Origin of the sequence: Bradyrhizobium sp. 23, assembly GCF_023073295.1 — a bacterium.
In the GTDB taxonomy this organism is placed as follows: Bacteria; Pseudomonadota; Alphaproteobacteria; order Rhizobiales; family Xanthobacteraceae; genus Bradyrhizobium; species Bradyrhizobium canariense_D.
The window spans coordinates 185,006-207,554 of the sequence record NZ_JADPJF010000070.1; the positions used below are offsets into that span (position 1 = coordinate 185,006).

Annotated in this window: 22 protein-coding genes and 1 tRNA gene; 10 read left to right on the top strand and 13 right to left on the bottom strand. The window is 63.4% G+C overall.

Translation table 11 applies throughout. The annotated features are described in order from the left end of the window. Window positions 1–52 precede the first annotated feature (52 nt). Entirely contained in the window at window positions 53–1,864 is a 1,812-nt protein-coding gene (treZ, locus tag IVB32_RS18710; RefSeq protein WP_247410961.1) for a malto-oligosyltrehalose trehalohydrolase, read from the bottom strand. 278 nt (window positions 1,865–2,142) lie between these two features. On the opposite strand from treZ, the gene IVB32_RS18715 reads away from it, so the two are divergent. From IVB32_RS18715 to IVB32_RS18730, 4 genes are all read left to right on the top strand, one after another. Continuing rightward, the gene (locus IVB32_RS18715; RefSeq protein ID WP_018453928.1) at window positions 2,143–2,400 is read left to right on the top strand and encodes a DUF3606 domain-containing protein; all 258 of its coding nucleotides are present in this window, start codon (window positions 2,143–2,145) and stop codon (window positions 2,398–2,400) included. 43 nt (window positions 2,401–2,443) lie between these two features. After that, window positions 2,444–4,681, top strand: coding sequence for a glycogen debranching protein GlgX (glgX, locus tag IVB32_RS18720; RefSeq protein ID WP_018453927.1), 2,238 nt, complete (start codon window positions 2,444–2,446; stop codon window positions 4,679–4,681). 104 nt (window positions 4,682–4,785) lie between these two features. After that, complete coding sequence (locus IVB32_RS18725; protein ID WP_247337721.1) at window positions 4,786–5,079, top strand: hypothetical protein; 294 nt, start codon at window positions 4,786–4,788, stop codon at window positions 5,077–5,079. 147 nt (window positions 5,080–5,226) lie between these two features. Beyond that, on the top strand, window positions 5,227–6,498 hold the full coding sequence (locus IVB32_RS18730) for a DUF892 family protein (RefSeq protein ID WP_018453925.1): 1,272 nt from the start codon (window positions 5,227–5,229) through the stop codon (window positions 6,496–6,498). A 3-nt stretch (window positions 6,499–6,501) separates the two neighbouring features. Here IVB32_RS18730 and IVB32_RS18735 read toward each other — a convergent pair whose 3' ends face one another. Continuing rightward, window positions 6,502–9,618, bottom strand: a complete 3,117-nt coding sequence (locus IVB32_RS18735; RefSeq protein WP_247366667.1) for a DEAD/DEAH box helicase — start codon at window positions 9,616–9,618, stop codon at window positions 6,502–6,504. Here IVB32_RS18735 and IVB32_RS18740 point away from each other — a divergent pair. Continuing rightward, window positions 9,617–9,847 (top strand): hypothetical protein, encoded by a 231-nt coding sequence (locus IVB32_RS18740; RefSeq protein ID WP_094183527.1) that lies wholly within the window; start codon window positions 9,617–9,619, stop codon window positions 9,845–9,847. The genes IVB32_RS18735 and IVB32_RS18740 overlap by 2 nt on opposite strands. A 159-nt stretch (window positions 9,848–10,006) precedes the next feature. Here the strand turns inward: IVB32_RS18740 and IVB32_RS18745 are convergent, their stop codons facing one another. Continuing rightward, window positions 10,007–10,267: a hypothetical protein gene (locus tag IVB32_RS18745; protein ID WP_007595982.1), complete on the bottom strand. Its 261-nt coding sequence runs from the start codon at window positions 10,265–10,267 to the stop codon at window positions 10,007–10,009. Between the two features lie 120 nt (window positions 10,268–10,387). Between IVB32_RS18745 and IVB32_RS18750 the strand changes: the two genes are divergently transcribed. After that, complete coding sequence (locus IVB32_RS18750; protein ID WP_018453922.1) at window positions 10,388–11,119, top strand: DUF3750 domain-containing protein; 732 nt, start codon at window positions 10,388–10,390, stop codon at window positions 11,117–11,119. A 286-nt stretch (window positions 11,120–11,405) separates the two neighbouring features. Here the strand turns inward: IVB32_RS18750 and IVB32_RS18755 are convergent, their stop codons facing one another. The 7 genes from IVB32_RS18755 to IVB32_RS18785 form a co-directional block, all read right to left on the bottom strand. Beyond that, complete coding sequence (locus IVB32_RS18755) at window positions 11,406–11,690, bottom strand: DUF2934 domain-containing protein (RefSeq protein WP_039798852.1); 285 nt, start codon at window positions 11,688–11,690, stop codon at window positions 11,406–11,408. Window positions 11,691–11,958: 268 nt separating this feature from the next. After that, window positions 11,959–12,120, bottom strand: a complete 162-nt coding sequence (locus IVB32_RS18760; RefSeq protein ID WP_018453920.1) for a DUF2934 domain-containing protein — start codon at window positions 12,118–12,120, stop codon at window positions 11,959–11,961. A gap of 336 nt (window positions 12,121–12,456) precedes the next feature. Beyond that, a complete protein-coding gene (locus IVB32_RS18765) occupies window positions 12,457–13,113 on the bottom strand; it encodes a hypothetical protein (RefSeq protein WP_026232627.1) in 657 nt (218 codons plus the stop codon). A 14-nt stretch (window positions 13,114–13,127) separates the two neighbouring features. After that, complete coding sequence (locus tag IVB32_RS18770; protein ID WP_026232626.1) at window positions 13,128–13,622, bottom strand: type II 3-dehydroquinate dehydratase; 495 nt, start codon at window positions 13,620–13,622, stop codon at window positions 13,128–13,130. Between the two features lie 32 nt (window positions 13,623–13,654). Next, window positions 13,655–14,935 carry a TRAP transporter large permease subunit gene (locus tag IVB32_RS18775; RefSeq protein WP_018453917.1) on the bottom strand — a complete coding sequence of 427 codons (1,281 nt, stop codon included), beginning with the start codon at window positions 14,933–14,935 and terminating at the stop codon, window positions 13,655–13,657. A 58-nt stretch (window positions 14,936–14,993) separates the two neighbouring features. Then, on the bottom strand, window positions 14,994–15,503 hold the full coding sequence (locus tag IVB32_RS18780) for a TRAP transporter small permease (protein ID WP_018453916.1): 510 nt from the start codon (window positions 15,501–15,503) through the stop codon (window positions 14,994–14,996). Window positions 15,504–15,578: 75 nt separating this feature from the next. Next, a complete protein-coding gene (locus IVB32_RS18785; RefSeq protein ID WP_018453915.1) occupies window positions 15,579–16,595 on the bottom strand; it encodes a TRAP transporter substrate-binding protein in 1,017 nt (338 codons plus the stop codon). A 226-nt stretch (window positions 16,596–16,821) separates the two neighbouring features. On the opposite strand from IVB32_RS18785, the gene IVB32_RS18790 reads away from it, so the two are divergent. From IVB32_RS18790 to IVB32_RS18805, 4 genes are all read left to right on the top strand, one after another. Beyond that, window positions 16,822–17,481, top strand: coding sequence for an FCD domain-containing protein (locus IVB32_RS18790; RefSeq protein WP_085348502.1), 660 nt, complete (start codon window positions 16,822–16,824; stop codon window positions 17,479–17,481). Between the two features lie 58 nt (window positions 17,482–17,539). Continuing rightward, complete coding sequence (locus IVB32_RS18795) at window positions 17,540–18,439, top strand: SMP-30/gluconolactonase/LRE family protein (protein ID WP_247410903.1); 900 nt, start codon at window positions 17,540–17,542, stop codon at window positions 18,437–18,439. 967 nt (window positions 18,440–19,406) lie between these two features. Next, window positions 19,407–20,333 (top strand): Ku protein, encoded by a 927-nt coding sequence (locus IVB32_RS18800; protein WP_247366671.1) that lies wholly within the window; start codon window positions 19,407–19,409, stop codon window positions 20,331–20,333. 43 nt (window positions 20,334–20,376) lie between these two features. Continuing rightward, window positions 20,377–21,105 carry a DUF72 domain-containing protein gene (locus IVB32_RS18805; RefSeq protein ID WP_085348505.1) on the top strand — a complete coding sequence of 243 codons (729 nt, stop codon included), beginning with the start codon at window positions 20,377–20,379 and terminating at the stop codon, window positions 21,103–21,105. A 104-nt stretch (window positions 21,106–21,209) separates the two neighbouring features. Here the strand turns inward: IVB32_RS18805 and IVB32_RS18810 are convergent, their stop codons facing one another. The 3 genes from IVB32_RS18810 to IVB32_RS18820 all read right to left on the bottom strand — a co-directional run. After that, complete coding sequence (locus tag IVB32_RS18810) at window positions 21,210–21,479, bottom strand: hypothetical protein (RefSeq protein ID WP_018453910.1); 270 nt, start codon at window positions 21,477–21,479, stop codon at window positions 21,210–21,212. A 334-nt stretch (window positions 21,480–21,813) separates the two neighbouring features. Then, window positions 21,814–21,890 (bottom strand) — tRNA-Met (locus IVB32_RS18815). Window positions 21,891–22,198: 308 nt separating this feature from the next. After that, the coding region (locus IVB32_RS18820) for a hypothetical protein (RefSeq protein WP_247410906.1) at window positions 22,199–22,549 on the bottom strand (351 nt) is incomplete at its 5' end.

Below are 22,549 nucleotides of genomic sequence, written 5' to 3' on the forward strand. Positions count from 1 at the left end.
AGGGATTTACTCCGCTAACGGAAAGCTTTCGGAAGCGTTCCTCGCGGTTCCATCACGCCTCGTGGCCAAGCCGCACGATGATGTCGCTCGGCAACAGCGCTGGCGCGTCGGCGGCGCCCAATCGCCATAGGCTCTCGCCCGCGACCAGCGCCGGCATGGGCAGTTCGTGGTCGGCGAAATTGGCAACAATCTGCAAGATGTCTCCCTTCTGCGTCCGCCAACGGGCATCCAGGCCGCCCTTACGCTGGTTCTCCCCCAGCAACCTGCAATGAGCCGAAACGAAACCCCGTTTGATCAGCGGAACGATCTTCTCGCGCCGTATCTTCAGCAATCGGGCTGTGAGGCCGCGAAACCTGGCGCTGGCGGGAGAGCGGTCGATGCCGGCCCAGTCGAGCTTCGATGCCCCGAAGGTTTTTTCATCGCACGGATCCGGAATCCTGGCGCGCATGCCGGGCGTCGAGAACGCCTTGAAGTGCGCGAACTCCTTGCGCCGCCCTTCCCGCGTTAGCTCGGCAGCTTCGCCGGACCAGTCTGCGAAAAACAGGAATGGCGTCTCGGCCGCGGCTTCCTCACCCATGAACAACAGGGGAATATGCGGGTTCAAGAGAACCAGTGCCATGGCCTGGTCCAGCTTCTCCGGACCGACCAGCGCGGAAAGCCGCTCCCCGAGCGCGCGGTTGCCGATCTGGTCGTGGTTCTGGGCGAAGAAGATGGTGGCATCAGGCGGCAGATGCGCGCTCGGCTCGCCGCGCGGTTCGTCATGCAGCGGAAAGATTTCGCCCTGGTAGGCAAAGCCCTCGGTGAGCGCTCGCGCGAGATGTTCAAGCGGCCTGTTTGCGAACGCGCGATAATAGCCTTCGTCCTCGCCCGTCAACAGGACGTGGAGCGCGTTGTGAAAATCATCGCCCCATTGCGCGTCATAGAGCCGGGTTCGCCCCTGAGCACGGTCGAGCAGGCGGGCCTGATTGGCCTCGTTCTCCAGCATCAGATGCACGCGCCGGTCCGGCAGCTGACTGCGAACCGTCTCGGCAAGCTCGATCAGGAAATGGCGGTCGGAATCGTCCTTCAGGGCGTGAACGGCGTCGAGCCGCAAGCCGTCGAACCCGTAGTCGCGCAGCCACATCAACGCGTTCTCGATCAGGAACTCGCGCACGAACGCGCCGTCGTGTCCCTCGAGGTTGACGGCAGGGCCCCAGCCGGTGCTGTGGCGCGCGGTAAAGAAACTTTCCGCATAGAGGTGCAGATAGTTCAGCTGCGGTCCGAAATGGTTATAGACAACATCGAGATAGACCATGATGTCGAGGGCATGCGCCGCGCGTAACAGCCGCTTGAGGTCTTCCGGCCTGCCGTAGCGCGCATTCGGCGCATTCAGCAGCACGCCGTCATAGCCCCAATTGTGCCGGCCGGGGACATCATTGAGCGGCATCAGCTCGATTGCGGTAATGCCGAGATCGCGCAGATAGGGCAACTTCTTCTCGACGCCGGCATAGGTGCCCTCCTCACTGAAGGTGCCGACGTGCAACTCGTAGATCACGGCCTCCGCCCAAGGGCGGCCGGGATAGAGCACCGAGTCTCGGAACGCCGCAGTGTCCACCACCTCGCTCGGGGCCCCGACGTCGTCCGGCTGGAAGAACGAGGCGGGATCGGGAACGACCAGGTCTTCGTTGATCCTGAACTGATAGCGCGTGCCGACATGCGCGGCGGGACTCAACGCCTGGTACCAGCCATCGTGGTCGCGCATCATCCGGAGTGGCGGCCGGCCGGCTTCGAGCAATTCGACCGATTGCGCCGTCGGCGCCCACAGATTGAAGCAGACCCCGTGGTCGAGGCATCGAGGGCCGTGGTGTCGCGCTGGCCCGGCCATTCCCAAACTGTGACTCAAACCTGGCCGCCTTTGCGTGCATGGCTGGAAGTTACGGCACGCTTCGCGAGGCTCGATTTTACGATCGCTTGAGCATGCTCAACGGGAGAAGCCGAGATGTGGGCATTCGTTCCTCAGGCCGGCGCCACACCGATGCGCCATGTGCGTTGTGTGCACTTTTGGGCCGAGGTGCGGCGACGATGGGTTGGGGAAGATCAAGTTGCAAACAGGGAACGGAATCGCCGGGGCGACGGTTGCAACTCCACACGGGAGTTTTCGTCATGCGCCGCTCGAAGCCACAGCCGATCCGCAACAAGCTCGACCTGGCCGACCGTACTCAGGTGCGCCTCGTCAGAAAGCGTCTCGGACTATCCGACGCAGAGCTGACCAGCATCGTCGAGCGGATTGGCAACTCGATTGCGGCTATCAGCAAGGAGGCGGCGCTGCAAAGGGCAACCACGCTGCCGAAGCCGGACGATGTGCCTCCTGTCGCGGTGATTACTTCTGCGACCGTCGGCGAGCAGGCGACGCGGAAGTGACGGCAACCTCACCAAATTCTTCAGGGGCTATTCGGGGGCAGCGATGGATCAAACGGTACATTCAGACGACACCCTGACGCGGGCGGCCTCGAGCCTGCGCCGCTCCCGCATCAGCGAGGGCAAGCCGTTTCCGCTCGGCGCCACCTGGGACGGGCTCGGCGTCAATTTCGCGCTGTTTTCAGCCCATGCCACCAAGGTCGAACTCTGCCTGTTCGACGACAGCGGCGAAACCGAACTGGAGCGGATCGAACTCCCCGAATATACCGACGAAGTCTGGCACGGCTATTTGCCCTCGGCCCGCCCCGGCACCGTCTATGGCTACCGCGTCCATGGCCCCTACGAACCCGACGCTGGACACCGCTTCAATCCCAACAAGCTCGTGCTCGATCCCTACGCCAAGCAGCTGGTCGGCCGGTTGCGCTGGGGACCGGAGCTGTTCGGCTACCAGCTCGACCATGCCGACAAGGATCTCTCCTACGACGAACGCGACAGCGCGCCCTTGATGCAGAAATGCCGTGTCATCGACCCGGCCTTCACCTGGGGCGCCGCGCGCAAGCCGGAAGTGCCGTGGGAGCGGACGATCGTCTACGAGATGCACGTCAAGGGGTTTACCCAGTTGCATCCGCTGGTGCCCGACGCAGACCGCGGCACGTTCTCCGGTCTCGCGCACTCGGAAGTTCCGGCCTACCTGCGCTCGCTTGGCATTACCAGTGCAGAATTGTTGCCGATCCATGCCTTCGTTGACGACAGCTATCTGGTCGAGAAAGGCTTGCGCAATTACTGGGGCTACAACTCCCTTGCCTTCTTCGCGCCGGAGCCGCGTTACCTCAGGACGCCGTTCGCGAACGAATTCAAGGCCATGGTCAACCAGTTCCACGCCCATGGCGTCGAGGTCATCCTCGACGTCGTCTACAATCACACCGCTGAAGGAAACGAGCTCGGCCCAACCCTCTCGTTCAAGGGCATCGACAACGCCAGCTATTACCGCCTGCTGCCGGACCAGCAGCGCTACTACATCAACGACACCGGTACCGGGAACACGGTGAACCTGTCGCATCCACGCGTGCTGCAACTGGTCGCGGATTCCCTGCGCTACTGGGCGACCGAGATGCGGGTCGACGGTTTCCGCTTCGATCTCGCCACCATCCTGGCGCGCGAACCTTACGGGTTCGATGAAGGCGGCGGCTTCCTCGATGCCTGCCGGCAGGACCCCGTGCTTTCCAGCGTCAAGCTGATCGCCGAGCCCTGGGACATCGGTCCGGGCGGCTATCAGGTCGGTCAGTTTCCGCCGGGATGGGCGGAGTGGAACGACAAGTTCAGGGACACCGTGCGCGCCTTCTGGAAGGGCGATGAGGGATCGATCGCGGACTTCGCCAAGCGCGTGTCCGGATCCGGCGATCTCTTCAACAAGCGCGGCCGCCGGCCATGGGCCAGCGTCAACTTCGTCACAGCCCATGACGGCTTCAATCTCAATGACCTCGTCTCGTACAACGACAAGCACAACGAAGCCAATGGTGAGGATAATCGCGACGGCCACAGCGACAATCATTCCTGGAATTGCGGCGCCGAGGGACCGACGGACGATCCGGACATCACGGCGCTGCGCGAGCGCCAGAAGCGCAATCTGCTGGCGACCATGTTGTTGTCGCACGGCACGCCTATGCTGCTTGCCGGCGACGAATTCGGACACACCCAACACGGCAACAACAACGCGTACGCCCAGGACAACGAGACCACATGGCTCGACTGGCTCCGCATCACCGCAAATGGCCGCAGCCTGCGCGAATTCACGCGCAAGCTGATCGCCACGCGCAAGGCATTTCCGATTCTTTACCGCAGCCGCTTCCTGGTCGGCTCCCACAATGAAGAGCTGGACGTGAAGGACGTGACGTGGCTCGCGCCGTCCGGGGAGGAAATGACGACGGACCAGTGGCAGGACGGTAACGCCAAATGTTTCGGCCTGCTGCTCGACGGCCGCGCCCAGGAGACCGGGATCAAGCGCCGCGGCTCGGACGCAACCATGCTGCTGATCTACAACGCCCATTACGACGTCGTGAATTTCACCTTGCCCGCAGTCGCCGAGGGACGCAGCTGGATCGGGTTGATCGACACCAATCAACCGGAGGGGCAAATGCCCGCATTCGAGTTCGGGCACGTTTATGCGATGACGGGGCGATCCCTCGTGGTGTTCGGTCTCGCCACCGAAACCATCGCCACGCGCCGCCTGCGCCAGGGCCTCGGCGCGCTGCTGGACGTCGTGGAGGCGCCGCTGCCGGGGTAGTTGGTCGTGACACGGTGAGCCGACGCTTTCGAGTTGATGCGACAGGGAACGCACGCAGGTTATCGGCGTTCGAGTAGATGGGGCATCAGTCGGAGAACACCGAGATGAAGTTCACAGGTGCCGTTATCCTCGCCGCTCTCGCGCTGCCTGGAGCAGCCTGGGCGCAGGCCAGCAAGCCTAACGTTTCGTCCGCGCCGAGCGCGCAGAATTCGGGTGCCGGCATTGCCGGGCAGCCCGGCAACAAGAACGGGCCGGCCGCAAAGCCTGGTGAGACCGTTGGATCGAGTTCGACGAGCTCCACTGGCAACACCGCCGTGCAGTCGCAGGACCCGTCGAATATTCAGGGCGCGCCAGGCAACAAGAATGGGCCGCCCGCCAAGCGTCCGGACCAACGCTAAACGAATACGCCCACAATCCTGCCGATCGACTTCGAACGACCTGCGCCCGATATCATCGGCGCAGGTCGTTTCGCGAGGAACGAACGCTAAAGCCGCCCGTTCGGAAGACATCCTCTTTCCTGTCCTCCCAATAGGAGAGTCCCCACCATGTATCACCACGTCAAGAAGCTGATGTTCACCGTTCGCGTCGACGAGCCGGATCCCCGCTTCGGCAACATGCTGCTGGAGCAGTTCGGCGGCGCCAATGGCGAGCTCGCCGCCGCGATGCAGTACTCGATCCAGGGGTTGAACTGCGAGGATCCCGATCGCAAGGACCTGCTGATGGACATCGGCACCGAAGAGCTCAGCCATCTGGAAGTGGTCGGCACGCTGGCGCGGATGCATCTCAAGCCGTCGAAGTTCGACCGCCAGGCGGCCGAAGCCGATCCCCTCATCGCCATCGCCGGCGGCGGCGGCGTCAATCTCTTCAACTCCCAGGGCAATGCCTGGACCGCCGACTATCTGAAGATCACCGGCGAGCTTGACGTCGATCTGCGCAGCAACATCGCCGCGGAGGCGCGGGCCAAGATCGTCTACGAGCGGCTGATCAATTTCTGCGACGACGCCGGCAGCAAGGACGCGCTGCAGTTCCTGATGACCCGCGAGATCACGCACATGAAGGCGTTCGCGCTCGCGCTCGAGAGCATGGGCAAGCCAGCGTTCAGCATCGGCCGCATCGCGCCGACGCCCGGCCTCGTGGACCAGTTCTTCAACGATTCCACCGGCGCCGGCGACCATGGCGAGATCGACACGCGCGGCCCGTGGAACGAGGGCGGCGACTGGGTGTTCACGGAGTCGCCGGCGATCCAGGCGGGCGAACCGGGTCCGGCCTCGGCCATCGTCACCGAGAGCTCGCCGCCCGCGGACGAAGCGGGTCTCGGCGATCTGCTCATCAACGAGCTGCGCGATATCCTGCATGCCGAGAAGCAATTGACCAAGGCGCTTCCCAAGATGGCGGAGGCCGCCCGCTTCGATCAGTTGCGCGAGCTGTTCGAGCAGCACCTCGCCGAGACCGAAGCGCAGGTCGAGCGCATCAACGAATGCTTCGAAATGCTCGGTAAATCCGCCCGCGCCAAGCCCTGCAAGGGCATGATGGGCCTCGTCGAGGAAGGCCAGGAGATCATGGCCGAGGGCGAGGACAAGGAGGACGCGGCGGCCGACCTCGCCCTGATCGGCGCAGCGCAGCGCGTCGAGCATTACGAGATCGCGGGCTATACCACGGCGCGCAACCTCGCCCAGCAGCTTCGCCACAGTGCCATTGTCGCCCTGCTGTCGAAATCGCTCGCCGAGGAGGAGAACGCCGATCAGCTTCTCAACCAGGTGGCTCGCTCGCTGATGTCGGTGGCGAAAATGCCCGCGGCAGTCGAGCAGACCGAATGATCCCTAGCCGTCCAGCAGGTCGAGAAACTCCTCGACCCGGCTGAACGGATCCTGGTCGCGGCGGCCGGCGTGAACAACGCGGTCGCCGTCGCGCTGCAGCGATCGTGCCTCGGACTTTCCCCTGAATTTCCGCAGCCGCCCCGGCAGGAATGTCGCGGCGACGGCCTCGGGCCCGACATCGAGCCTGACGATGCCGCGCCGTTTGCAATCGATCCGGAGCCTGGCGGATGCGAAGAAGTCGCGGGCCTCCGGCGGCAGCCTGCCGAAACGACGCGAGATCTCCTCCTCCAGATCTTCCAGATCGTCGTCGCTTCGGCACCTGGCAGCGCGGCCATAGATCTCGAGCCGGACCGCTTCCGATTGCACGTAGCCTTCAGGCAGCATGTCGGCCAGCGGCATATTGAGATCGGGCACCCACAGATCGGCCCCGGTATCGCTGCCTCGCTCGGACGCCCGCTTCAGCAGATGACTGTAGAGCACGGGTCCGAACACCTGGACGTGGCCGGACTGCTGTTCCGAGAACAGATCGCCGGCGCCCCTGAGGTCGAGGTCGCGCTCGCTGATCGCAAAGCCGGCCCCCGGCTTGCTGAACTCCTCCAATACCGCCAGACGCTTCTCGGACTGCTCCGAGGTCGCTTCCGTGAGCAGATGAGCAAAGGCGCGCGTGCCGCCGCGTCCCACCCGCCCCCTGAGCTGATGCAGCTGCGCAAGTCCGAACTTTTCGGGCCAGCACACCACGATGGTGTTCGCGCGCGGAATATCGAGACCGCTTTCCACGATATTGGTCGCCAGCAGCACATCCGCCTCGCCATCGACGAAACTCATCATGCGATCGTCGATCTCGTCCACGGGCAGTCTGCCGTGAAGACAGACGATGCGCAGCTCCGGCGCCACCGATTGCACCCGCGCCAGCATCGGCTCCAGATCCTGGATGCGTGGGCAGATCAGGAAGCTCTGACCGTGCCGCCTGCGCTCGCGGAGCAGCGCTGCGGCAATGGCAGCATCGGACAGCGGCGCGATCCTGGTCACGATGGGAAGGCGATGAACCGGCGGCGAGGCGATGACGCTAAGATCCCTGAAGCCGGCAAGACCCGCCGCGAGCGTGCGCGGGATCGGCGTGGCGCTCATCCACAGCGAATGGACACCCTTGGCGAGGCCTGAAAGCTTCGCCTTCTCGGCCGCTCCGAAGTGCTGCTCTTCGTCGATGATGACGAGGCCGAGGTCGGCGAACTTCACGTCCTTTGCCGCAAGCGCCTGGGTGCCGACCACGACTTTCAGCGTGCCGCGCCGCAGCCCCTCCTTGGTCTCTCGCGTCTCCGGGCCTGAACTGGCTCGTGACAGGCTTCCCACCTCGATGCCGAGAGGGCCGAACCGCTTGCGGAAGGTTTCGACATGCTGCCGCGCCAGCACGGTCGTCGGCGCCGCGATCGCCACCTGTTTGCCGGACAGCGCCACTGCGGCCGCCGCCCGCAGCGCGACCTCGGTCTTGCCGAAGCCGACGTCACCGCAGATCACCCTGTCCATGGGGTGGCCCGCCGCAAGATCGTCGAGGACGTCTTGAATCGCCTGGGCCTGGTCCACTGTCGTGAAATAGGGGAACCGGGCGACGAATTTTTCGTAAGCTGGCCCCGGCGGCACCAGTTTGGGTGCACGACGGCGGAGGCGCTGGCTGATGTGTTTGGCGAGCGCCTTGGCGGCGACCTGGATTTCCGCTTCCGCCTCGGTGCGCCGCGCCCACCAGCTGCTGCCGTCCGCCTTGTCCAGCGTCAGCTTCCCGGGCTCGCCGGCATAAGGCCAGATCACGGCAAGATCGGAGGGCGGTACGAGCACGGCATTGTCGCCCGCGAATTTGAGCCTGATCATCTCGCGTCGCGATCCCTTGCCCATATCCAGGGTCTGCAAGCCATCGAGCACGGCGAGCCCGCGTTGCAGATGGACGATAGCGGCGCCCTTTTCCGGCACGTCGGGATGATCGAAAGCCGGATTCCAGGCGCGCGCCATCGGCTGCGGATGATGGGCTCGGCTGCCGAGCACGTCGGACGCGGTCACGACGACGAGCGGCTTGCGGCCGGCGCCAATGAACCCCGCGTCGAAATCGGCCAGCAGCGCGCCTTCGCGGCTCCGTGCCTTCGTCACCTCGCTCCAATCGGCCAGGCGCTCCGCCTTGATGCCGCTCATGCGCTCCATCGCGCGAAGGTCGTCCTCGACGGCCGCGACGAACAGTAGCCGCGATCCGCCGCGCTGCATGTCGGCGACGAAGGCGCGAAGCGCCTTGCGAGGCGAGGCCAGCTTCGAGAACTCCGGCGTCGAGATGAAGGCCGCCTTGCGCGGCAGCACGCTGATGCGCTTCTTCAGCTGCTTCCAGTCCGCCTGCCCCAGATATTCGCGTTCCGCATCCCTGCGGCCGGCAGCGTCCTCGATCGTGCCCTGCCAGCTCTCGGCGTGAGCCGATACCCCGGCATCCGCGATCCATCGCGCGCGGCTGCAATAATCAGGCAGTGTCGCCCGCTGTCCGCGCGTAGCTCCCAGAGCGATCCGCTCGGACATGGGATCTATGATCAATTCCGGGGTCTCGTAGACGACCTCGTGCTCGATGGGATCAACCGCGACGATCTTGCGGATCGTGTCGCCGGAATGCTCGATCCGGAAGGGAGCGAGTGCGCCGGCGGGAAACACTTCGAACGTCTTGCCATGGAACAGGACACCGCCCGGATACTCCGCCTCTTCGTCGAGATCGTAGCCGAGAGCTTCCAGCCGCGTCTCCAGCTCGGTCTCGGAATAGGGCGCGCCCACCTTCAGCGTGAGGCTCGACCGCGACCAGCTCGCCGGCAGCGGCAGCCGTTCCATGATGGCTTCCGCGGTGGACACCAGGAAGACGGGCTTCTTTGTCTTGGCGAGACGCCGCAGCACCGAGCTGCGCCGGCCCGCGATCTCGCGGGAGGGCTCGAGGCCGTCGAAGGGCAGCGTGTTCAGGCGCGGAAACACCAGCACGTCGACCGAGGGATCGAGGGCGTGGATCACGCCGCCCAGCCGCTCCGCCCTACTCTCGTCGTCGCAGAGGAAGACGAGGCCGTCGCGGCCGGACTTCTCCCACTGCTCGAGCAGATGCAGCGCCAGCATGCCGAGCGGCGATGAGGAGGCGACCGCGGAACGCGAGGCGCTCTTGTCCGGGCGCTTGCTTGTCGAGCTGGTACTTTTCGAGCTCTTGCTTTTCGAACTCGTGCTCTTCGCGCTCTTGCTTATCGAGCCTACGCTTTTCGAGCTCTTGCTTTTTGTCTTTATCGCGCCGGTCGTGGCCCGGGCTTTGCTGGTGGGCGCCAATGTGTATCCAACTTTGTTTCGCAAATAGAGGCGAGCGACGACGAGCCCTCCCGTCGAGCTCCGTCGATAACGCGCCTCGGGCTTGAGCGCCCATTGACGTCATTACAATTTTGCAATTGCGTTGAAAAGCAGAGACAGGGGGCAAAGGCAAGCGGCCTGAACGGGCAGAAGGCTAACGGGCAGGCGGCTATTGCAGAACCTTCGGCAGCACCACGACCACGTCCACGCTCTGCGCGAGGATGTGCGTGGCGACCACAGCGAGCTGGTGCGAGAACTCGTCCTCGATCTCGGCCGCGCAGTCTTCGTCGCTGGCAATGGCAAACAGCAGATTGCCGTCGATTTCGTCGAACCGGATGCCGGCGAAGAGGCGATCGAAAATCTCGGCGCCCGCGATGTACGCGATTCGCGCCTGGATGGCCTGGTCCTCGACGAGCGACAACTTCCTCATGGACGCAACATATGGCCGCACCATCCGAATGCAAGAGCAGGAGAGCGCTGGCGCGGCGTGCCTTGCGAACTATATTGGTGGCATCGTCCCGCCTAACCGCCAATTGCCTTGAGGAAATCCTTGATTCTGTTCCTGCTGCTGATCTTCCTGCCGATCGGCGTGTCGGCCGGCCGCTATTATTTGCGCGGCGACGGCCGCGGCAATTGGCAGACGGCGGATCGCTCCAGCGCCGGCCTGCTGCCGCCCGCATCGGCCAATCCGGATGCGCTGATCCGCGTCTTCGCCGCGCGCACCGTGCGCTGGCGCAGTATTTTTGCCGTCCACACCTGGATCGTCGTCAAGGAGAAGGGCGCCACAACCTATAGCCGATACGACTACACGGCCTGGGGCGACCCTGTTCGCAGCAACGGCTTTCCGCCCGACGGCCGCTGGTTCGGAGCCCTCCCGGAAACGGTGGTCGCCGTCGATGGCGCGCGGGCCGAAGCGCTGATTCCGAAGATCCGTGCCGTCATCGAGAATTACAAGTTCCGCGCCTATGGCGACTACAGCGCCTGGCCGGGACCGAATTCCAACACCTTCGTGCAGGCGGCGCTGGATGCTGTTCCCGAGCTGCGTGCCGTGCTGCCGCCGACCGCTATCGGCAAGGACTTTCCCTACAGCGGACGCTGGGCCGGCATCACGGCGTCCGGCACCGGGCTCTACGCCTCGCTGTCGGGCTATCTCGGCATGACCATCGGCTGGGTCGAAGGGGTCGAGATCAATTTCCTCGGCGCGGTGCTCGGCCTCGACATCCGCCGCCCCGCGCTGAAGCTTCCAGGCATAGGCCGCCTCGGTGTCGCGGCCGGCGCATAGGCCAATGACGGGGCCGTCCCATCAAAGTCGGTGCCCTCCCAATCTTCCCGACACATCGTCCTTCCAATGTGTGCTTCAGGTCACAGCAGAATCGAGCGCCGTCGCGTAGATTGATCTTGCATGGCCGCAAACAAGGTAACGGCGGTACGCATGAGGCTGGAGAGGCGACCAACAGCTACGAACTTTTGAAGCCGCCAGGGTGAAGAGCTCGGCGGCTTTTTTCTCTGTCCAGGACGCGCGGCCGAAGCTTGTTCGCTGCCGATGTGGCTACCGGCAGCGCCAGCTACTATCGTTTCTCTGAATCCGAGGACCTCCGCTGATCGCGCTCTTCTTCGATCTGCCGTTCCGCTTCGACCCAGAACTCCACATCGCGATCGGCCGGGCGACCGGCCTGCTCCCAGAGCTCGTACGCGCGCGCTCGTACCTTGCCGCGCCGCATCATGCGAAGGAGCTTTTGCTTCAGCTCCTCGGCGAAACTCCTGAATCGCTGGACGGTGGTTTCGTCTTTAACGAGCGCAGCCGCTCGCGTTGCGAGTTCGATCTGGTGCTCTATCTTTTGCTGCTCATCCACCGCAAACCCCGCCGTAGCCACCGGCCTGCGTCGCAGCCCGTGCTGCTCACAACCTCAATTCCTGCTGGAAGGCTTCTGTTCCGCCTTCAATGCCAGGTCGTGTCAGCTTCGACGATCACCACTCTTGTTTCGGGATCTTCCGTCGTGTTGCAGGTGCAGGGCATGCCCTCACCACAGCGGCAGCCGCCCAATTCCTCGCTCCAGGCGCGGAGCGGATGGTTTACGCAGACCCATCCCAGACCGTGGCAGAATGGGCAGCCCTTGTTGGTCACAGCGTATCCGGCGTCCGCATCGGGTTCGACTTGTCCTCGTTGCGCAACTCCTGCTCGGCCGCGTGCCAGAACTCGTCCTCGCGGCCTTCCGGCTTGCCCGCCTGTTCCCACAAGCGGTGCGCGCGTTCTCTGATGTCGTGATCGGTCGGCTCCGGCATTGCATCTCCTGCGAAGAGACACGGCCCCACCCTGGGGGGTATGGGGGCTTGGAGGCGGGGCCGTGCAGGCCAGCAAATCGGCGGCGACGCTGGCCCGCTGAGTCAAGCCTCGATGGTGCGCAAGAGTTCCTAGCCCGGAGCGGCGAACACGCGAGCTCGAACGAAGCCCGCTCTCGCCGCCTTTTACAGGCCCCGGGATGGAGCGGTGCACTCCTGACGCGGAGCGTTCCTCAGGTATCGGGATGCCACGTCAGCCGGCAATCCAGACGAATCTGACGTCGGGCAGCAGGCGGCGCAAGCTCGAGCAAGTCACCGCGGCGAGCGAGAACGTTGTCATCAGCCGAAATCTGCGATACGGGCCTCGAGCGCAAACATGCTTTGATAAACTTCCGGCTCGCTCGCCCCGGCCATGACGTCGGGGGCAATTTCCGCGGCTTTCCGCAAGGCGCCCTGCAACGACGCGACGTCGAGCGCCTCGATCAGCAAAAGTCCGGCGAAAAAGCCCTCGTTCTTCCGCATGCCCTTCTCGGTCGTCCGCACCGATGTCCGCGCCTCGTCGGTCGCGCCGATCTGCACCGCGGCAACCCCGTCGCACGCAACGAGCGCCTGAGCCAGACCCTGGGGATCCTTCGGCAACGTCTCGATCCGCAGCGCCACGATCGATGCGCCCTCGCCCCGCCCTCCCCGCGCAATCATGACGCCGCCGCCCCGCATGAAATTGCCAAGCTTCGGCATGATGCGCCGGGACCACGGCGTCGGTGCGTTGAGGCGCGCCAGATAAGCCTCGCCGTCGAGGACCTCCGGCGTCCCCAGCTCGTACAGAATGAAGAAGCGGTTGATGTCGTCCCTTGCCGCGCGGAAGACACGCGATGCCAGGAAGCCCTTCGTCGTCACGCGCTCGGTCGTGTGCTCACGCGTCAGCCAGTGCCGGTAGTCGGTCAGGTCGTGAGCCTCGACGTCGCTCCAGATGGCGAGAAATCCCGTGCCGCGCATCCCGCCCTCCATGCCTACGCCTTGCCGCCGGCCGCAAGCCCGTGCAGAGCTGGCGCGATGGTCGCAGGCAATTGCCCTAGCCGTTGGACCGCCGCGAGCATCGCGGCGAGATAACCATAGGGACCCAGGCCGCAAATGACTGCCGTGGAGGCGCTCGACGTGATCGAGTGGCGGTGCAGCTCGTCCCGCGCGTGGATGTTCGAGATATGCACCTCGATCTTTACACCCTCGAAAATCTTCAGCGCATCGATCAGCGCGATCGAGGTGAATGAATAGGCCGCGGGGTTCATGATGATGGCGTCCGCGTTGCCATGGGCGGACTGGATCAGGCTGACGAGTTCGCCCTCCATGTTCGATTGATGGAACGACATCGAAACCCCGAGCTGGTCGGCCAGCGCCTTGCAGCTCGCCTCGATCTCCCCGAGCGTCGTCGAGCCGTAGATGTGGGGCTCGCGGATGCCGAGGAAATTGAGATTGGGTCCGTTGAGGATCATGATCCTTGCGGCCATTTTCGCTTGTCCTTCTTTTGTTGCCGACGCGTCTAGCCGCTGAACCACTTGGCCGGGATCGTCACCAGCCCCGGGAATAGCACCATCGCGAACAGGACGATCAGTTGCGCAATCAAGAAGGGCCAGACGCCCTTGATGATGTCCTCCATGCTGATCCTGGAGACGCCGCAAACCACGTTCAGCACGATACCGACCGGTGGCGTGATGAGGCCGATCGCATTATTGATGATGAAGAGGACACCAAAGTAGACGGGATCGATGCCCGCCGCCTTGACGATCGGCATCAGGATCGGCGTGAGGATGAGGATGGTCGGCGTCATGTCGAGAGCCGTCCCCACGATCACCACCACGACCATGATCGCCAGCATCAGGAGCGTGTTGTTGCCCATGAAAGGCTTGAGCAGGGTGACGATCTGTGCCGAAATCTCGGACACGGTGATGAGCCAGGACGACACCAGCGCGGCTGCCACGAGAAACATGACGATGCTCGTCGTCAAGGCCGAGGAGACGAACACCTCGTAAAGCTGCGACAGCTTCAATTCCCGATAGATGCAGGTCGCAACGAACAGCGAATAGACGGCGACGACCACTGCGGCTTCCGTCGGCGTGAAGATGCCGAAACGCAGGCCGACCACGATGATGACCGGCAGCATCAACGCCCAGAAGCCGTCGACCACCGCTTTCACCATTTCCGAGAGCGATGCTCTTGGCGGGGGCGTCAGGTTCTCCTGGCGGACCACCCACCACCAGGCCAGGCAGAGCCCCGCCCCGAGCAACAGCCCGGGGACGATCCCGGCCAGAAACAGTTTCGAGATCGACACGCCCGCGGCGACACCGAAAATGACGAATCCGATGCTGGGCGGAATCACGGGCGCGATGATGCCGCCGGCCGCGACCAGACCCGCCGCATAGGATTTCTTGTGGCCCGCCGCCACCATCATCGGCACCAGCAGGGCAGCCAGTGCCGCGGCATCGGCTGCCGCGGAGCCCGAGAGCGACGCAAGGATGCAGGACGCGAGGATCGTGACGTAACCAAGGCCGCCGCGAAAATGGCCGACCGCGACGAGCGCAACGTTGACGATTCGCTTGGCCAAACCACCCTTGTTCATGACCTCGCCGGCGAGCATGAAGAAGGGAATGGCCATGAGCGGAAAGCTGTCCGCGCCGTTGATGACGTTCTGCGCCACGATCTGCGCGTCGAACATGTCGATCGTGCTCATCAGGGCCACGCCGCAGACGATAAGCGCAAAGGCGATCGGCATGCCCAGCGCCATGGCGCCCAGCAGCGAGAAGGTGAAGACGGCGACCGTCATGACGCGATCCCGGTGGATTGCTGGACGTAAGCGCCGCCTGACATGGTTCGATGAGACATCAGTGCTCTTCCGATTCCTTGACGGCCACCATGTCGGATTCGCTGGCCTGTCCCGTGAGCACGCGGACGAGGTCGTAGAGAAGGATCACTGCGGCGGACACGCCGAAGACCACGCCCACTGCGTAGAAGATAGCCATCGACAGGCCGGTGGCCGGCGCGCGGTCCTCGATGTTGATGATGGTCTGGCGCCAGCTTCCCGAAAGCAGCAGCCAGTCGGCAAACAGCATCAGGCAATAGTTGATGACGAAGCAGATGCGCTTGCCCGAGGCCGGCAGCATCCGGACGAGAGTGTCGACGCCGAGATGGGCGTGCTCGCGAAGCGCGACGATTGCGCCGAGGAAGGTCAACCAGACCAGCAGCCAGCGCGACAGCTCCTCGGAAATTGCGATACCGGAATTGAAGCCGTAGCGCAGGACAACGTTGCCGAACACCAGCACCACCATCACCGCAAGACATGCGGCGATGATGCCCTTCAACAGGGTGCAATAGAGGTCGAGAATTCGCGCCATGCGTGCCGTCCGGGCAAAGTCGGGTTCAGAGCCGGCCGACTGGCCGGCTCTGCTCTTGCATGCTGACGAGGTCGACTATTTCACGTCCTTGCGGATGCGATCGAGCTCGTCGTTGAACAGCTTGACCGCCTCCGGCTTGAGATTGGCGGCAATCTTGTCGACCACCGGCTGCGCCGTCTTGCGCATGCGATCGAGCTCTTCCGGCGCGACGGTGTTGTACTGCATGCCCTTCGCCTGCAATTCAGAGAGGGCCTTTTCGGTCTGAAGGCGGGTCTGCTCCTTTTGATAGCCTCGGCTTTCCTCATACGCCTCGCGCATCAGGCGCTGCTCGGTCGGCGAGAGCTTGTCCCAAAACGCCTTGCTCACCAGGATAATGTTCAGGGTGAAGGTGTGATTGGTGGCGGAAACGTATTTTTGCACTTCATAGAACTTGTTGGAGAGAATGACCGTGAAGGGGTTCTCCTCGCCATCGACGGTGCGCGTCTCCAACGCCGAATAGAGTTCGCCGAAGGCCATCGGAACGGGATTGGCCTTGAAGGATCCGAAGGTCTCGAGATAGACCGGGTTCGGAATGACGCGGAGCTTGAGGCCGTTGAAATCCTCGACCTTGGTGATCGGCCGCGTGCTGTTGGTGACGTTGCGGAAGCCGAGGCCCCAATAGCCCAGACCGATCAGCCCCTTCGACGGCAACGTATCGAGCATCGACGTGCCGAACTTGCCGGTCCCGAGAGCATCCGCCTGCTCGATGGTCTTCACGATGAATGGAAAGTCGATGAGGCCGAACTCCGGCACGACGGTTGCGAGCGACGTCGTCGAGGCCGACAGCATTTCCTGCGTGCCGCCGCGCAGCGCGGATTGCTGCTGCAGCTCGTTGCCGAGCTGCGAGGCCGCGAACTCACGAATCTTCATCTTGCCCCCGCTCTTCGCCAGCAGGATCTCCGCAAATTTCTGCACCCCCGCGCTGACGGGGTGATCGGTGTTGTTCAGGTGTCCCCACCTGATCGTGCGCTCCTGAATGTCCTCAGCGGATGCACCGACCGTCAGCGCCACGCAGATCGCCGTCGCAGACAGCGCCCGTACCAACAAGCTCATTTTGACCTCCCTGTTCGATCGGGGCACGACGGCGGCTCGAGCCATTCTTTTCTGCACCCTCAGGTCAATCAAAAAACATAACTACATTTCTCGGTCAAATGATAAATTTCTGTTCATCTGAGATTTTCGAATACATCTGTTGTTATGGATTTGCTATATTGCTGGTAACATTGATGGTTCGGCCGCCCACCACGGGCGTTGCGCGCATATTGCGGGATCGGAGAGCATGACGTCACTCGAGGGGCGCCCCTTGTCGGCGGGCGACAGCGGTTATCAGCGGATTCGATCCGACATCATTTTCGGCGTGCTGACGCCGTCCGGACGTCTCAAGCTCGACGCCATGAAGGAGGACTACGGCGTCAGCATCTCCACGCTGCGCGAGATCCTCAATCGGCTGACCTCGGAGGGATTCGTGGTCGCGGAGGGCCAGCGCGGCTTCGAGGTGGCGCCGATATCCATCCAGAACCTGCGTGAACTCGCCGGCCTGCGCATCCTGCTGGAGCAGCATGCAATGGCCGAGTCGTTTCGTGCCGGCGACGTCGAGTGGGAGGGCCGCGTGGTGTCCGCGCATCACAAGCTGGCGGCCACCGAACGCACCGTCCTCAAGGAGGGGGACGATCCCGAGCTGCGCAAACGCTACGACGGCGAATTCCACCAGGCTCTCATCTCGAATTGCGGTTCGCGCGAGCTGATGCAGACCCACGCGATCGTGTTCGACAAATATTTCCGCTATGCGCTGCGCTACCGCGGCGCAGAGACGATCAACCAGCACAAGGCGCTGCTCGAATGCGCCCTCAAGCGCGACATCAAAAGCGCCAAAACCGTGCTCACCGATCACATCAACGGGTGCGTCGCGCACGCCCTCGCCTCCTGGAACGAGGATTGATCGTCCGCGGCCTGACGTCGTTCGGAGACAGCGCTCGTCGCTGCAATCGGATTTCGGGATGACTCCTGACATGATTCCCGCATATCGGGTCGAGACCGCGGTCGCCGCAGGCGACATCCTGGGCGAAACGCCATTGTGGTGCGACCACTCCCGCAAGCTGTGGTGGGTCGACATCGACCGGCGGCTGCATCAATCCTTCGATCCGGCGACCGGCGCGCATCAGGTTGTTCCGTACGGGTGCAACTTCCTCGGCAGTCAGGCCTTGACGGCAGATGGCTCCCACCTGCTCGCGCAGGATCTGGGGCTTTATCGCCGCGCGTCCGATGACGATCCTCCAGGTCAGCTCTGCGAGGTCGAAAGCGGCCTCGACAATCGCCTGAACGACGGGCGCGTCGACGCGCGGGGCCGGCTGTGGATCGGCACCATGGACAACCAGCTGCATCGGCCGAACGGAGCGCTGTATCGCGTGGACGCGGACGGCCGGACAACGCGCATGTTCGGCGATGTCATCGTGACGAACGGCATCGCGTTCTCGCCCGACAATCGCACGCTCTACTTCACGGACACGAGGCGTTACCGCACCTGGCAGTTCGACTTCGATCTCGATGACGGCGCGATTAGCAACAGACGGCTGTTCGCGGATTACAGCGCCTCCGGCGAGAGGCCCGACGGCGCGTGCATCGACGCTGCGGGCGGACTGTGGACCGCATTCTTCTCCGGCGGCCGGGTGGTGCGCTATCGGCCGGACGGCCGGATCGATACCGTCATTCCGGTGCCGGCGACCAATCCGACCTGCGTATGCTTCGGCGGAGCCGATCTGAAGACCCTGTTCGTGACGACGGCGAGAAAGTTTCTTGATCGCGAGCAACTGGGCCGCGAACCCCAGGCGGGTCATGTTCTGGCCATTGATGGCATTGCACAGGGACTTCCAGAGCATCGCTTCGGCAATTCATCCTGAGCGCCTGCCACCGAGACGTCGCGGCACATGACGCGACCAGGCATTCAAACAGCGGACATGATTTCTCGTTCTCGCGGCGCGTTTCGCCCGAGCTTTGCTTCGTCACTCCGCCCTCATATCCAAGAGGGCGCAGGGAAGGCCGGGTGCCGGCTGGCACCCGCGGTCCGCTGCGCGAAAAGCACACGCAGGAAAACCGCACAGCAGCATACAGGTGTAGCCAATCACTCGGCCTTCCCTGCGCGACGGTTGGACGGCTTATGCCGTGCTCTCCCGGGAGCCGAGTTCTCTTTGGCCTCCCTCGCCTCGCGAATTTGGATGATGCTGTCTGCCCGGTTGGGCTCGCACACACCTCCGCGAAAGCTTGACCGTAGCAACGACGGCCAGGACCACACGGTTTTGCCGTACGCACGGCCCGCCATTTCGCCGCAGTTTGTCCAGCCCTGTCGACGAAGCCGAAAACTTACAGGCGAGACGAAGCCTAGCAGCGCCGCTCGTCCGCACGCGGTTGCGGGCTCACAGGGTCTACCCGCCCTGCCCGCACCATCTCGTACCGACGCTGCCGCGTCCATCGCAAGCCCGGCTCGCAATCAAGACGACAACGAGATCGCCCCTCAAGGATGAGCCGGGATGAGCGACACATACGCCGTTTCCGAATTTCGGTAAAGTGGAATATTTTTGCCGAGAGGGATTGACGGGAGAAGGGTGTTTGCCCGACGGGCTGGGTTGCCGCTTCCCTAGAGCAAGGGATTGGCCGTTTTCCACAGAGGTCTAATCACCGCGGAGTGCCAGGGATTGCGTCACCGATACATATTCTTGTTTTGTTCGTTGGGTTAAGACCGCCCGCCATCTATTCCGGCCGCTTGACCGGGACGTGGCATCAATTTGCAGTGGACACCTGCGGGTGATGTCGGAACTGCGGCCCGCCGTTCGTCTTGACTCCAAATCCCATAATGGAGTGTTGCGTACCATGGCCCCCCGCGCGAACTGGAAAGGCTTTTTGCGTCTCTCGTTGGTCACCTGTCCCGTGGCGCTCTACCCAGCTACCTCGGAGAGCGAGAAGATCTCCTTCAACCAGCTCAACCGTCAGACCGGTCATCGGATCAAGTACCTGAAAGTCGACGCCGACACCGGCGACGAGGTGCCCAACGAGGACATCGTTAAGGGCTACCAGCTCGAGAAGGACCAGTTCATCGAGGTGACCAAGGAGGAGCTTGAGGAGATCGCGCTGGAGTCCACGCGTACCATCGAGATCGACGAGTTCGTAGACAAGGCCGAGATCGATCCGCGCTACCTAATTCGCCCCTACTACATCCGTCCGGACGGAAAAGTCGGCCACGACGCCTTCGCGGTGATCCGGGAGACCATCCGCGAGATGGACAAGGTCGCGATCGGGCGTGTGGTGCTGACCAACCGCGAGCACATCATCGCGCTCGAGCCGATGGACAAGGGCCTGGTCGGCACGCTGCTGCGCTATCCTTACGAAGTGCGCAGCGAACACGAATACTTCGACGAGATCCAGGACGTCAAAGTGACCAAGGACATGCTCGATCTCGCCAGGCACATCGTGAACCAGAAGGCTGGATTATTCGAGCCGGAGAAGTTCGAGGACCATTATGAAAGCGCGCTGATCGAGCTCATCAACCAGAAGCGCGCCGGTAAGCCGATCGTCCCGAAGGATCGGCCGAAAGGCGAGAACGTCGTCGATCTGATGGACGCGCTACGCAAGAGCGTCGGCGGGGCAGCAAAGACCGAGGCTCCAAAAAAGCCTGCCAAGAAGACGAAGAAAGCTGCCGCGGCTCAGAAGGAGATGCTGATGCCGATCGCCGGTAAGAAGCCGGCGAAGGAAGCGGTGGCGAAGAAGCCGACAGCAGGGGCGCGGCGGAAGTCGGCGTGAGATTGAAACATCCGGTGATACCCGATGGCAGTCACGGACTGACATGGAAGAGGCCGCGCATGTCAAGACTGAGCTGCGGCTCGGCACAGCGGGATGGAATGTTCCGCGAGTCTGCAAGGAAAGAGTTGGCGGGGTAGGTAGCCAGCTTGAACGCTACGCGCGGGTGTTGAACGCCACCGAGATCAACTCATCATTTCATAAGCCGCATCGGCGTTCGACCTACGAGAAATGGGCGAACGCGACGCCCGATGATTTCCGCTTTTCGGTAAAGGTGCCGAAGTCTGTTACTCACTCGTCACAGCTTGCGCAGGGTGAACTCGATCGGTTCATCGAAGAGAGCGCCGGACTTGGTGCGAAGCTCGGGGTTTTGCTCGTTCAGTTTGCACCTCGCAAAATGTTCGTTGAGTCCGATGCGGAGTTCCTGTTCCGCGCGCTGCAGGAAAAGACCTCAGCCGCTCTCGCTTGCGAGCCGCGTCACGTCAGCTGGTTTACGCCCGAGGTCGGCGCCTGGCTCGGGGAACGTCGGATTGCTCGTGTCGCCGCGGATCCGGCGCGGGTGCCCGATGCCGACCTGCCGGGCGGGTGGCCTAGTCTGCGCTATTTTCGATTGCATGGAGCGCCGCGCATTTACTACTCCGCGTACGACGGGGCGTTCCTGCGATCGCTGAAGCTGCGGCTCGGTGCTGCGTCGTCATCTAGTGAGACCTGGTGCATCTTCGACAACACCGCAGCCGGCGCAGCGATCGAGAACGCACTAGACTTGCTCGCTTGAAGGGCCTTTTGGCAATAGTCCGCTGATATCCCTTACGTCGTCCAAGTTTGCCAAAGGCGTTTGAGGCTCGCACGCCATTCGAGCGGCGCGACAGCGCAGGGGACTTAATCGGGACGTGGCGGGCACTCCGGGCACGTATCGCCGATCGAATGCAAAACCTCGCGCACTTGCCCGACGGCCTGATCCGGAGATAAGCCCTCGGGTGGCTCCTGCCTGGCTATATCCAAAGCGTGCTCGCGTGCATGCGGGTCGGCCCGGTCCTTCGCCCAGCCGTGCTCCTCGCATTCGTGGATGGCGCCCGCCTCCTGCAGCACGCTGAGCGCCCAGCCGCGCAGCGTTCGGATCGCCGGCCGTCTTTCCTTCGTCATCAGCATCGAGCTTGCTCCTGCCCGGACGAATCCTTTGGCCCGTCTTCTCGTTCCGAGCGGTTAGCACGCAGCAGGGATTCGCAATCGGCAGAGCTGAGGTTTGTCCCCGTGTTCCGCGGCTCTGGCACAATCGCGTCGGCTGCAGCACGGCTCAGCCGTAGGGTTCTGCCCGCTGAGAAGCGGCCACGCTTCGACTCCGGGCGCTAAACCGCTAAATGTACCCCGCCGTCTTCCCCTCCGCAGCGCGTAGCTTCATGCTCGCCAGCTTGCGAATTGGTGGGACTAATGTGGTACCAAGAGAGTCCGAGGATCGCAGGTTAGCAGGAAGTGCCTGATTTTTTGGTAGCGGGAGAGGGACTCGAACCCCCGACCCCAGGATTATGATTCCCGTGCTCTAACCAGCTGAGCTACCCCGCCACAGGGTCGCGAGGGCCGAAACAAGCCGACCTCGCGAACGCGCGGCATATAAGGAAGGGGGCGGCGGGCTGTCAATCCGAGTTTGGCAAAGCTTCCACCTTCGCCAAGGCTTCCGCCTTCGCTAAAGCTTCGGCGGGACATGTCGGCGGGGGATTTGGGCCTTTTGGCGCTGAATCCGTCATGGCCGGGCTGGTCCCGGCCATCCCGGCCGGCCACAAGAACGTGGATGCCCGGGACGAGCCCGGGCATGACGACGAGATTGGGATGCGGAACAGGCTCCGCCTACGCCAAGGCTTCGGCGCGACGAGCTATTTCGGCCGCACCGTCGGGTCGCCGCCGGGGCTGCCGGGGGGCGGGATGACGGGCATGGCGCCGTTCGTGCTGGGCGCCGGGGCGTGCATCTCGGGATCGACGCCGGAGGGCGGGCAGAGCACGCCGTCCGATTTTGCCAATTTATCGCCGAGCGGTTCCCGGGACTGGCCGGTGGTGGTGCCGTCGGCCGAGCGGTTCGGGCGGTCCTGCGGCGTGCAATTGGTCGCATGCTGCGGGGATGGCGGCGCGGTCGCTTGCGGCGGCGTCGCCGGGGCGGGCGGAGCCTGCGCGATCGCGCTGCCGGAGGCGGCGATCAGGAGACTGGCCAGAATGATGTTTGATGTCGT